A 12158-nucleotide genomic window follows, 5' to 3' on the forward strand; every position below is an offset into this window, starting at 1 on the left:
AGCCGCAGCCGCCCGCCGGCGCTGGCGGAACGCGTCGCCGCCCGGCTGGGCGCCGAGCTGGCGCCGATGGGCTCGGCCGGCGCCAAGGCGATGGCGGTGCTGCGCGGCGAGGCCCACGCCTATCTGCACGCCGGAGGCATGAACGAATGGGACACCTGCGCGCCGGTAGGCGTGGCGCTGGCCGCCGGCCTGCACGCGTCGCGGATAGACGGCTCGCCCTGCGCGTTCAACCAGGCGGACGTGAAAATGCCAGACCTGCTGATCTGCCGGCCGGAGCTGGCGGAGACGCTGCTGGCGGCGATCGCCGCGGAAGCCGGCTGAATCGCCGCCACTGAACCGCGCCATCTGAACCCAAACGCGCGCGGCCGCGATAATGGCGCCGGATAAACACGCCAGAAGAAAGGCCGCGCCATGTCCGAAGCCACCATCGACGTCAGCGGCGACGCCGGCATCAACCGCCCCCTTCCCAGAGCACTCCGGCCAACGACACGCTGCCGGCCGCGCCGGCCCAAACCGCGCCGGGCAACGCGCCGGTCGCCTACGACGACAAGCGCAACCGCCTGTCGATCTGGGCTGGCGGCAAGTGGAACCGCTCCGAGCCGCTTGCTGCCGCCACGGTTATCGATTTCGGCGCGGTAGGCGACGACGCGACCGCGCGAAACAACCAGTGGGACGGTTTTCACGCGGAAGCGCTGTCCGTCATCCACGTTCCGAATCCACAAACATCCGGCGACAAGGCGCAGCCGAGCTTTGTGATGGAAAGCGCCCTGCTGAAATTCTCGAAAACCGATAATCTGAAAAACTGAGGAATCGCCGCGCCTTCGCGCGCAGCGCAAGCCAACACGGATCGCAAGCTCGCGGTCCGTGTTTTTCATTTCCGGCTCACGAATCGGCGAACAGACAGTGGCGGATAGGCTCCAGGTTCAGATGCTTCTCCAGCATGTCCGCCAGTTTGTCGATATTGGCCTCGCGCAGCGCCGGGTAGTCCAGCGCCTCCGGCTCCGCCAGCCCCGCCCAGCGCAGGATGGCCTGGCAGGCGGCCGGCTCGTCGAACACGCCGTGCAGATAGGTAGCGAAGATCTGGTCGTCTTCCGAACGAGCGCCGTCGGCCGAGCCGTCGTCAAAGCGCATGGCGGGCCTGGCCAAGGCCGGCCCTTGGCTCACGCCCATATGGATTTCGTAGCCGGCGGCTTCGGCATCCTCCAGCGATAAACGACCGCGCATCCGCGTCAGCCGCTTCTCCGGCGCCAGGGTGGTTTCCATGTCCAGCCAGCCCAGGCCGTCGCCGCTGCCCGGCTCGCCCTCCAATCCATCCGGATCATGCAGCTTTCTGCCCAGCATCTGCAGGCCGCCGCAAATGCCCAGCACCTTGCCGCCGTAGCGCAGGTGGCGGCGCAGCGCCGCCTCCCAGCCTTGGGCGCGCAGCCAGGCCAGGTCCGCCAGCACGTTCTTGCTGCCCGGCAGGACGATCAGGTCGGCCGGCGGAATGGTTTCGCCGGCGCGCACCAGCGTGAACTCCACCTGCGGATGCAGGCGCAACGGATCGAAATCGGTGTGGTTGCTGACGCGCGGCGCGGCCGGCGCGACCACGCGCAGCTTGTCGCCGCCGCCCGATGCGCCGCCGGGCTTGTCCAGGCCCATGCTGTCCTCGGCCTCCAGATGCAGGTCGTACAGATAGGGCAGCACGCCCAGCACCGGCTTGCCGGTGTGGCTCTCCAGCCAGTCGACGCCGGTCTGGAGCAGGGACGGGTCGCCGCGGAAGCGGTTGATCACCAGGCCGACGACGCGCGCGCGCTCGGATTCGGACAATAACGCCAGCGTGCCGGCCAGGTGGGCGAACACGCCGCCGCGCTCGATGTCGGCCACCAGAATCACCGGGCAGTCCACCGCCTCGGCAAAGCCCATATTGGCGATGTCGCCGTCGCGCAGATTGATCTCTGCCGGGCTGCCGGCGCCCTCGGCGACGATGCATTGATACTGTTCCGCCAACCTGGCGTGCGACTCCAGCACCGCCTTCATCGCGACCGGCTTGTAGCCGTGATAGCCGCGCGCCTCCATATTGCCGATGGCGCGGCCCTGGATGATCACCTGCGAGCCGGTATGACTATTGGGCTTGAGCAGCACTGGGTTCATGTCGGTGTGCGGCTCCACGCGGCAGGCCAGCGCCTGCACCGCCTGCGAGCGGCCGATCTCGCCGCCGTCCGCCGTCACCGCGCTGTTCAGCGCCATGTTCTGCGGCTTGAACGGCGCCACCCGCACGCCGCGCCGGACCAGCAGCCGACACAGGCCGGTGGCCAGCGCGCTCTTGCCGGCGTCGGACGTGGCGCCCTGGATCATGATGGTTTTGGCGGTCATGGCGATCTCCCTGCGCATGGATGGCTGACAACGCTTAGAATGGCGGCTTGATTCATTCCGGCCGCCCAAAGCGCGACAGACTTGCGCATTGGATAATACCGAGCGGCGGCCGGCCATTATATAGGGCCGCTTGTTGAATTCCGCATTGTTTCTGCCGATCGCGCTGCTGCTGGACCGCTTGCTGGGCGAACCGCCGCGCTGGCATCCGCTGGTCGGCTTCGGCCGGCTGGTCAAGGCCATGGAGCGGCTGGCCTACCCGGCCGCGCCGGAAGCTGAGCCGGTCTGGCGCATGCGGCTGCGCGGCGCGGCCGCCATCTCGCTGCTATTGGCGCCCTTCACGCTGACCGCCTGGGCGCTGGCGAAGCTGCCGCTGCTGGAGATTATCGTTCCGGTTGCCCTGCTCTATCTGGCAGTCGGCGCTCGCAGCCTGGCCCAGCACGCCGAGGTGGTGCGCAAGGCATTGGCCGAAGGCGATCTTCAACTTGCCCGCGAGCGGGTGGGCTGGATCGTCAGCCGCGACACCAGCGAACTGGACGAAGCCGGCGTCGCCCGCGCGACGATCGAGTCGGTGCTGGAAAACGGCAGCGACGCCGTCTTCGCCGCGCTGTTCTGGTTTCTGGTTCTGGGCGCGCCCGGCGCGGTGCTGTACCGGCTGGCCAACACGCTGGACGCGATGTGGGGCTACAAGAACGATCGCTACCTGCACTTCGGCTGGGCCGCCGCCCGCTTCGACGACGCGCTGAACTATCTCCCGGCGCGGCTGGCCGCCCTCACCTATCTGCTGCTGGGCCATGCCGCCAAGGGCTGGCGCTGCTGGCGCACCCAGGCGCCGACCTGGTACAGCCCCAACGCCGGCCCGGTGATGGCGGCCGGCGCCGGCGCGCTGGGCGTCAGCCTGGGCGGCGGCGCGCGCTATCACGGCCAATGGAAGGAACGTCCGCCGCTCGGTTGCGGTCCCACTCCCACGCATGAAGACATCGGCCGCGCGGTGCGGCTGGTCAACCGGGGCATGTGGCTATGGGCGGCGTTGTCGCTGGCGGCCGCCATCTTGATCGGAGCGATCCATGCTTGAACACGGGGGCGGCCTGCTGCGCGCCGCGGCCGAATACGGCATTCCGGCCGGAGACTGGCTGGACCTGTCCACCGGCGTCAATCCCAATGGCTGGCCGGTGCCCACTTTATCCGCTGACAGCTGGCTGCGGCTGCCGCAAAACCATGACGGGCTGGAGGCGGCGGCGGCGGAATATTACGGCAGCGACAAGCTGCTGGCCGTGGCCGGCTCTCAGCCGGCGATCCAGCTGCTGCCGCGGCTGCGCGCGCCCTGCCGCGTCGGCATGCTGGCGCTGTGCTACGCCGAGCATCCCCACCACTGGCAGAAACGCGGACACCAGCTGTTCCGGCTGTCTCCGGACGAGCTGGCAGCCGGCATCGACCAGTTGGACGTGGTGTTGCTGTGCAATCCCAACAACCCCACCGGCGACCGCTTCAGCCCGGCGCTGCTGGAAAGCTGGCGGCAGCGGCTGGCCGCGCGCGGCGGCTGGCTGGTGGTGGACGAGGCGTTTCTGGATGCGGCGCCGGAGGACAGCATGCTGCCGCGCATCGGCAAGCCGGGACTGATCGTGCTGCGCTCGATCGGCAAGTTCTTCGGCCTGGCCGGCGCGCGCGCCGGATTCGTGTTCGGCTGGCCGGAACTGCTGCAGGCGCTGGCCGAGGAGCTGGGGCCATGGACGGTGGCTGGCCCGGCGCGCGAGGCGGTAAAGCTGGCGCTGCGCGACATCGCCTGGCAACAGACGATGAAAACCAAGCTGCAGCGCGACAGCTCCAGGCTGCAACGCTGCCTGGAGCGGCACGGCCTGCCGCCCGCCGGCGGCTGCGAATTGTTCCAGTGGGCACCTGGCGCGCGCAGCCTTTCAACGCACCGCTACCTGGCCGGCCGCGGCATCCTGACCCGCTACTTCGAATCCATCCCCAGCCTGCGCTTCGGCCTGCCCAAGACCGACGCCGACTGGGTTCGGCTGGAGCAGGCGCTCACCGACTGGCGGCGGCACGACATCCGCGATTGAGCGAACGCGACGGAGCCCGGCGCGGCGGTTCACAGCATCGGCGTTGTCACGTATGATCCAGTCCAATCAATGACGGTGCCCCTAGAGGGTGAAACGGGAACGCGGTGCGAAACCGCGGCTGCCCCCGCAACTGTAAGCGCAGAGTCCACGCCTGACGCCACTGGCCCCTAGCAAGGTCGGGAAGGCGGCGCCGGACGACGACGCGCGAGCCAGGAGACCGGCCGTCATACGTGTCGACGCAAGCAGAAACCGGGCGGGGTGTACCGGGGGATATGCACATGCGCCGCCCATGAAAAACCAGCGGACTGTGCCCTCGCTTGCGCGACGTGAATCGTCTCCGAGGGCACCATGCATCCATCCACCGCGCCGACCGCCGGCCGTCGCCTGGCGCGCCACGCGCCCATTCTCGCCGGTCTGATCCTGGCCAACCTCCTGGCCTGGGCCTGGGCGTTCGCCGCCTTCGCCGATCACCCGGCCCAGCTCGCCACCGCGCTGCTGGCCTACCTGTTCGGCCTGCGCCACGCGGTGGACGCAGACCACATCGCCGCCATCGACAACACCGTGCGCAAGCTGATGCAGGAAAAACGCCGGCCGTCGACGGTGGGCCTGTTCTTTTCCTTGGGCCACTCGGCGGTGGTCGTCATCGCCGTGGCGCTGATCGTGTTCGCCGCCAGCGCGCTGCAAAGCCGCGTGACTGGCTTCAAGGAAATAGGCGGCGTCATCGGCACCAGCGTGTCGGCCTTCTTCCTGCTGACGCTGGCGCTGATCAACCTGTCGTCCTTGCGCGCGGTGTGGGGCGCCTTCCGCCGCGCCCGCGCCGGAGAAGCCATCTGCGACGAGCAGCTGGACCTGCTGTTGAACAACCGCGGCCTGATCGCGCGCATGCTCAAACCCCTGTTCAAGATGGTGACCAAGAGCTGGCACATGCTGCCCATCGGCTTTTTGTTCGGCCTTGGCTTCGACACCGCCACCGAGATCGGCCTGTTCGCCATCGCCACCTCGCAAAGCGCCCACGGCGTGGCGCTGTGGCACATCATGGTATTCCCGGTGCTATTCGCCGCCGGCATGGCGCTAGTGGACACGCTGGACAGCATGATGATGGTGGAAGTCTATGGCTGGGCCTTCGTCAAGCCGGTGCGCAAGCTGTGGTACAACCTGACCATCACCTTCGTCTCCGTCATCGTCGCCGTCGGCATCGGCGGGCTGGAAGGCCTGGGCCTGCTGGCCGACAAGCTGCAGCTCACCGGCGCTTTCTGGGACTGGATCGCCGCGCTCAACGACGACCTGGCCCACTTCGGCTACTTCGTCGTCGCCGTCTTCCTGTTCACCTGGCTCGCCTCCGCCGGCATCTACAAATGGAAGCGCTTCGACCAACTGACGCCGGAGGCGCGATGAGAACCCACGACAAACACGTGCTGATGTGCACCGGCCCGCGCTGCACCCCTGACGGCCAGGGCTCGGAAGCGATGTTCCTGCACCTGGGCCGCACCATAGACGCCTGCGAAGGCCTGCGCGCCAAGCGCACCCGCAGCCACTGCTTCGCCGTGTGCAAGGAAGGCCCGGTGATGGTGGTGTACCCGGACGGCGTCTGGTACCGCAAGGTCAGCGAAGCCGACGTCGAGCGCATCGTCTGCCAGCATCTGAAGGACGGCTCGCCCGTCGAAGAATTGATCTTCCATAAAACCGGCATCGGCGACATCGCCCCGGAGACCCAGGCATGAGCGCCGAAATCGCATTGCTGAGCCACGCCGGCACCGACCTCGCCGCGCTGTCGCGCGCGCGCTGGCCTGAGGATTTCCCCGCGGTCGCCGGCATCGCGCTGCAAGGCATAGCCGACGAAGCCGCGATGCAGACACTGCTGGACGGCCAGCTTGCCAACGCCCGCGCCATCGTGCTGCGCGTGCTGGGCCGCGCCGACGCGATACCCGGCCTGGAGCGGCTCCTGGCCCACGCCCGCCGCGTGCAATGCGCCGTCATCGTGGTCAGCGGCACAGGCGAGCCGGATCCGGAACTGCAAGCGCTATGCAGCGCGCCGGTATCGCTGCAGCAGGATGTCCATGCTTATCTGCAGGCCGGCGGCAGCGCCAACCTGGGCGAGATGATGCGCTGCCTGGCGGATAGACTGCTGCTGACCGGCTTCGGCTACCAGAGCCCGCTGCCGCTGCCGGAGCACGGCGTCTACCACCCGGAGCTGGCCGCGCCCTGCTCGCTGGAAGATTGGCTCGAAATCCGCCATCCGGACTGGCCGACCGTCGGACTGTGCTTCTACCGCGCCCACTGGCTGTCCGGCAACACCCGCTTCATCGATCTGCTGGTGGACTGCCTGGCCGAGCGCGGCGTCAACGCGCTGCCGGTGTTCACCTCGTCCTTGCGAACGATACAGGAAGGCGGCCTGCCGGCGGCATTGGCGCTGCTGGCCGATCCGCGCGCCAAGGTGTCCTTGCTGATCAACACCACCTCGTTCGCGATGGGCGACATCAACAACGACGGCCCCACCCAGCCCGGCTGGGCGGTGGAGGCGTCGGACCGGCTGGATCTGCCAGTGCTGCAGGCCATCACCAGCACCATGACCCGCGAGCAGTGGGAAGCGTCCGACCGCGGCTTCAACCCGCTGGACACCGCGATGAACGTGGCGCTGCCGGAGTTCGACGGCCGCATCATCGGCGTGCCGCTGAGCTTCAAGCAGCCGGCCGAGGCCGGCCAGGCCGAGCAATACGCGCCGCTGCCGGACCGCGCCCGCCGCCTGGCCGGCATCGCCGCCCGGCTGGCCCGGCTGCGCCATGTGGAAAACGCCGGCAAGCGCATCGCCTTCATCTTCACCAACTCCAACAGCAAGGCCTCGCAGATCGGCAATGCGGTGGGGCTGGACTCCCCCGCGTCTCTATACGCGATGCTGCGCGGCATGCAAGGCCGCGGCTACCGGATGGACGAGCTGCCGCCGGACAGCGACGCGCTGATGCACGAGCTGATAGACCGTGGCGCTTACGACCAGGACTATCTGAGCGCCGAGCAGATGCGGAACGCCGCCGCCCGCGTGCCGGCCAAGCGCTACCAGGCCTGGTTCGACGAGCTGCCCGACGCGCTGCGCGACAAGATGCTGCAACGCTGGGGCCAGCCGCCGGGCGCCGCCTACGTCGACGGCGACGAACTGGTGTTTTCCGGCCTGGATTACGGCAATGTCTTCGTCGCGCTGCAGCCGCCGCGCGGCTACGGCATGGACCCGGACGCCATCTACCACACCCCGGACCTGCCGCCCACCCACCACTACTACGCGCTGTACCGCTGGCTGCGCGACGACTGGCGGGCCGACGCCATCGTCCACGTCGGCAAGCACGGCACGCTGGAATGGCTGCCGGGCAAGGGCGTGGGCCTGTCGCAGAACTGCTTCCCGGACGCGCTGTTGGGCGACATGCCGCTGTTCTACCCCTTCATCGTCAACGATCCGGGCGAAGGCTCGCAGGCCAAGCGCCGCGGCCACGCGGTGATCATCGACCACCTGACCCCGACGATGACCACCGCCGACAGCTACGGCCCGCTGGCGCAGCTGACCCAACTGGTGGACGAGTACTACCAAGTGGAGCTGCTGGACCCGAACAAACTGCCGCTGCTGCAGCAGCAGATCTGGGACCTGATCAAGGAAGCCAAGCTCGACACCGACCTGGCGGCGATGCTGAAGCACGACCATGACCACGGTCATGAACACGATCACGACCATGGCCATCACCATGGCCACGACCATCACCCGCATGGCGGACACCCGCATGCGCCCGCCGCCGTCCACGGCAAATACCGGCCGCAAGCGGCCAAGCCGACGGCCGCGATGAAACCGGCGACGGCCGCGGCGGCGAAATACCGCCCGGCCAAGGCCGAGCACGGCCATGGGCACCATCACCACCACGATCATGGCGACCATGGCCATCACCACGACCACCATCATCATGATCATCACGGCCACGACCACCACGACCATGACCACGACTGGGACGACACGCTGAACGAAGACGGCGTGCCGCTGAGCCTGGCCAAGATGGACGGCGTGGACGTCGCCCACCTGATCGAGGACATAGACGGCTATCTGTGCGAGCTGGGCGCGGCGCAGATCCGCGACGGCCTGCACGTGCTCGGCAACGCCCCGCGGGGCGAGGCGCTGATCGACATGCTGCTGGCGCTGACCCGCTTGCCCAACCTCGGCATCCCCGGCCTGCCCGCCAGCGTGGCGGCGGCCTGCGGCGGCGACTGGCCGCTGTGGCAGCAAGACCAGGGCAAGCGCCTGGCCGAAACGCCCACTGCCTTGCAGACCTTGGCCAGCCAAGCCCTGGTCACCCGCGCCGACGCGCACGACGCGGTGCTGAAGCTGGCGCGCGCGCTGATCGCCGAGCTGGCCGCGCGCGGCTACGACGCCGCCGCCATCCCGGCCGCCGTCGAAAGCGTCCTGCCCGGCATAGCGCCGAACGCCGATCTGGAACGGGTGCTGAACTTCGTCTGCGCCGAGCTGTGTCTCAAGCTCGCCCGCACCGCCGAAGAGATAGACAATCTGCTGCGCGGCCTGGAGGGCGGCTACGTGCCGGCCGGCCCCAGCGGCGCGCCGACGCGCGGCATGGCCCACATCCTGCCCACCGGCCGCAATTTCTATTCGGTGGACCCGCGCAGCCTGCCCTCGCAAGCCGCCTGGCGCATCGGCGACGGCCTGGCGCGCGAGATGCTGGCCCGCCATCTGAAAGAAACCGGCCAATATCCGGAATCAGTTGCCATCAGCGTGTGGGGCACCAGCGCGATGCGCACCCACGGCGACGACATCGCCGAAATCCTGTCGCTGCTCGGCGTCAAGCCGCGCTGGCAGCAGGAAAGCCGCCGCGTGCAGGGCCTGGAAATCATTCCCCTGGCCGAGCTGGGCCGGCCGCGCATCGACGTCACCGTGCGCATCAGCGGCTTCTTCCGCGACGCCTTCCCCCATCTGATTGCGCTGGTGGACGAGGCGGTGCACACCGTGGCGCGGCTGGACGAGCCGACGGAGCAGAACTTCCTGCGCAAGCACTACCTGGCCGACTTGAAAAACGAACTCTTAGGCAAGCTGCCCGACGCCGACGCGCAATCGCTGTACCGCGTGTTCGGCGCCAAGCCCGGCAGCTACGGCGCCGGCATCCTGCCGCTGATCAACGAGCAGAACTGGCAGAACGACGCCGACTTCGCCACCGCCTACGTCAACTGGGGCGGCTACGCCTACGGCCGCGAGGCCAACGGCGCCGACGCCCGCGACGCGCTGCGCCACCGGCTCTCCGGCGTGGAAGTCGCCCTGCACAATCAGGACAACCGCGAGCACGACATCTTCGACAGCGACGACTACCTGCAATACCACGGCGGGATGATCGCGACGATACGCAGCCTCAGCGGCCGCCAGCCGCGCGCCTTCTTCGGCGACAGCCACAATCCGGAAGCGCCCGCGGTGCGCGGCCTGAAGGAGGAAGTGCTGCGGGTGTTCCGCTCGCGGGTGGCCAACCCCAAGTGGATCGCCGGCATCCAGAAGCACGGCTACAAGGGCGCGCTGGAGCTGACCGCCACCGTCGACTACCTGTTCGGCTACGACGCCACCGCCCAGGTGGTGGACGACTGGGTCTACGAGCAGCTGGCGCAAAGCTACGCGCTGGACCCGTCTATGCAGCAGTTCTTCGCCGACAGCAACCCGTGGGCGCTGAACGCCATCACCGACCGCCTGCTGGAAGCCGCGCAGCGCCAGCTGTGGGCGGAGCCGGACCCCGCCACGCTGGCCGCCCTGCGCCAGCTGCACCTGGATAGCGAAGCGCTGCTGGAAGCGCGCGGAGAAAACCAAGCATGAGCCCGATTTACCCCTTCGCCGCCATCGTCGGCCAGGAACAACTGAAGCAGGCGCTGCTGATCTGCGCGGTGGACCCGACGGTCGGCGGCGTGCTGGTGCGCGGCGACAAGGGCAGCGCCAAGAGCACCGCCGCCCGCGGCCTGGCCGCCGTGCTGCCGGCCATACGCCGGGCGACCGGCTGCGGCTACAACTGCGAGCCCGACCATCCGCTGCCGCTGTGCCCGGTGTGCTCCGGCGACGCGCGCGCGCTGCATGACGGCCCGGTGCCCTTCATCAACCTGCCGCTGGGCGCCACCGAGGACCGCGTGCTGGGCAGCCTGGACTTCGAAAAGGCGCTGCAGGGCGGCAAGCAGGCGTTCAAACCCGGCCTCTTGGCGGCGGCCCACCGCGGCATGCTCTACATCGACGAAGTGAATCTGCTGGCCGACCACCTGGTGGACGTGCTGCTGGACGCAGCCGCGATGGGCGTCAACACCGTGGAGCGCGAGGGCCTGGCGGTCAGCCACCCGGCGCGGGTGACGCTGCTCGGCACCATGAACCAGGAAGAAGGCGATCTGCGGCCGCAGTTGCTGGACCGCTTCGGCCTGATGGTGGACGTGGCCGCGCCGCGCGAGCCTCTTCTGCGCGCCGAGGTGGTGCGCCGCCGCCTGGCCTTCGAGGCCGATCCGGCCGGCTTCGCCGCCCAATGGCAGACCGACAGCGAGGCGCTGCGCGAAAACATCGCCGCCGCCCGCGCGCTGCTGCCGCAAACCCGGCTCAGCGATAGCCTGTTCCACTTCGTCAGCGAGCTGTGCTGCGAATTCGACGTCAGCAGCCTGCGCGCCGACATCGTGCTGAACAAGGCCGCGCGCGCGCTGGCCGCGCTGGACGGCCGCGCCGACGCCAGCGCAGAAGACATCCGCGACGCCGCCCGGCTGGTGCTGCCGCACCGCCGCCGCCGCAAACCGTTCGAGCAAAGCGGGCTGGACCAGGACAAGCTGGAGCAGATGACGCGGCAGGCGTCCAATCCGCCCCCTCCGCCGCCGCAGGACCAGGGTGACGCCAATCAGCCGCCGCCGAACGCCGATGGCGAGCAGGAGCCGAATCCTGCCAGCCATGGTTCGGAACAAATCTTCGCCGCCGCGACGGCCGGCGACATCGCCCGCATCCGCGTCCAGGCGCCCTCGTCCGGCGACGCGGCCGGCCGCCGCAGCGATGGTGCCAGCCGCCAGCGCGGCCATTACGTGCGCGCCGAGGCCAATCCGCAGCCGGCCCAGCTGGCGGTGGACGCCACGCTGCGCCACGCGATCTTGCGCGATCCGGACCACTTCGCCGTCACCCGCGCCGACCTGCACGACAAGGTTCGTGTCGCCAAACAGGGCAACCTGATCCTGCTGGTGGTGGACGCCTCCGGATCGATGGCTGCGCGCCAGCGGATGGAGCAGGTCAAGGGCACGGTGCTGAGCCTCTTGGAAGACGCCTACCGCCGCCGCGACCAGGTGGCGCTGATCGCCTTTCGCGGCCAGAAGGCCGAACTGCTGCTGCCGCCGTGCAACCGCGTCGAACAGGCAGAACTGGCATTGCGCGAGCTGCCCACCGGCGGCCGCACGCCGCTGGCCCACGCGCTGGCGCTGGCCGCCGACACGCTGTCCCGCCAGTTGGGCGGTCCGGCGCCGCTATTGGTCATCCTGAGCGACGGCCGCGCCAATGTGGCGCTGGACGGGGACGGAGACCCGTGGCGGCAGGCGCTGGACCTGGCCGGCCAGCTGGCCGGCGCGCCGGCGCTGGTGCTGGACACCGAGCAGGACTTCGTCCGCCTGGGCCGCGCCCGCGAGCTGGCCGAGGCGCTGGGCGCGGAATACCTGGCTTGCGACGCCCTCACCGGCGAGCAGCTGACATTGACGATTCAACAAAGACTGGGCCGCTGA

At 69.0% G+C, this 12158-nt stretch carries 8 protein-coding genes and 1 riboswitch; of the genes, 7 read left to right on the top strand and 1 reads right to left on the bottom strand.

The genetic code is table 11. From position 1 onward, the window contains the following. The coding region (locus VL52_RS18740) for an inositol monophosphatase family protein (RefSeq protein WP_046158464.1) at positions 1-321 on the top strand (321 nt) is incomplete at its 5' end. A 561-nt stretch (positions 322-882) separates the two neighbouring features. On the opposite strand, the gene VL52_RS18745 is transcribed toward VL52_RS18740, so the two are convergent. After that, positions 883-2355, bottom strand: coding sequence for a cobyric acid synthase (locus VL52_RS18745; RefSeq protein WP_046158486.1), 1473 nt, complete (start codon positions 2353-2355; stop codon positions 883-885). 133 nt (positions 2356-2488) lie between these two features. Here VL52_RS18745 and cbiB point away from each other — a divergent pair, with 133 nt between their 5' ends. The 6 genes from cbiB (at position 2489) to VL52_RS18775 (ending at position 12158) form a co-directional block, all read left to right on the top strand. Beyond that, entirely contained in the window at positions 2489-3427 is a 939-nt protein-coding gene (gene cbiB, locus VL52_RS18750) for an adenosylcobinamide-phosphate synthase CbiB (RefSeq protein ID WP_046158487.1), read from the top strand. Then, a complete protein-coding gene (cobD, locus tag VL52_RS18755; protein ID WP_046158465.1) occupies positions 3420-4418 on the top strand; it encodes a threonine-phosphate decarboxylase CobD in 999 nt (332 codons plus the stop codon). Before cbiB ends, cobD begins: the two co-directional genes overlap by 8 nt. 56 nt (positions 4419-4474) lie before the next feature. Then, a riboswitch (cobalamin riboswitch) is annotated at positions 4475-4658 on the top strand. Between the two features lie 108 nt (positions 4659-4766). Continuing rightward, complete coding sequence (locus VL52_RS18760; protein WP_052729403.1) at positions 4767-5813, top strand: HoxN/HupN/NixA family nickel/cobalt transporter; 1047 nt, start codon at positions 4767-4769, stop codon at positions 5811-5813. Then, entirely contained in the window at positions 5810-6139 is a 330-nt protein-coding gene (locus tag VL52_RS18765) for a (2Fe-2S) ferredoxin domain-containing protein (RefSeq protein WP_046158466.1), read from the top strand. The genes VL52_RS18760 and VL52_RS18765 overlap by 4 nt, the downstream gene beginning before the upstream one ends. After that, positions 6136-10251: a cobaltochelatase subunit CobN gene (locus VL52_RS18770; protein WP_046158467.1), complete on the top strand. Its 4116-nt coding sequence runs from the start codon at positions 6136-6138 to the stop codon at positions 10249-10251. Before VL52_RS18765 ends, VL52_RS18770 begins: the two co-directional genes overlap by 4 nt. Next, entirely contained in the window at positions 10248-12158 is a 1911-nt protein-coding gene (locus VL52_RS18775) for a putative cobaltochelatase (RefSeq protein ID WP_046158468.1), read from the top strand. Before VL52_RS18770 ends, VL52_RS18775 begins: the two co-directional genes overlap by 4 nt.

Origin of the sequence: Chromobacterium vaccinii (genome assembly GCF_000971335.1) — a bacterium.
GTDB lineage: Bacteria > Pseudomonadota > Gammaproteobacteria > Burkholderiales > Chromobacteriaceae > Chromobacterium > Chromobacterium vaccinii.

Bases quoted from the DNA above. Each gene is read 5' to 3' on its own strand.
- VL52_RS18745 (WP_046158486.1), bottom strand. From the start codon at position 2,355: ATGACCGCCAAAACCATCATGATCCAGGGCGCCACGTCCGACGCCGGC.
- cobD (WP_046158465.1), top strand. From the start codon at position 3,420: ATGCTTGAACACGGGGGCGGCCTGCTGCGCGCCGCGGCCGAATACGGC.
- VL52_RS18760 (WP_052729403.1), top strand. From the start codon at position 4,767: ATGCATCCATCCACCGCGCCGACCGCCGGCCGTCGCCTGGCGCGCCAC.
- VL52_RS18765 (WP_046158466.1), top strand. From the start codon at position 5,810: ATGAGAACCCACGACAAACACGTGCTGATGTGCACCGGCCCGCGCTGC.
- VL52_RS18770 (WP_046158467.1), top strand. From the start codon at position 6,136: ATGAGCGCCGAAATCGCATTGCTGAGCCACGCCGGCACCGACCTCGCC.
- VL52_RS18775 (WP_046158468.1), top strand. From the start codon at position 10,248: ATGAGCCCGATTTACCCCTTCGCCGCCATCGTCGGCCAGGAACAACTG.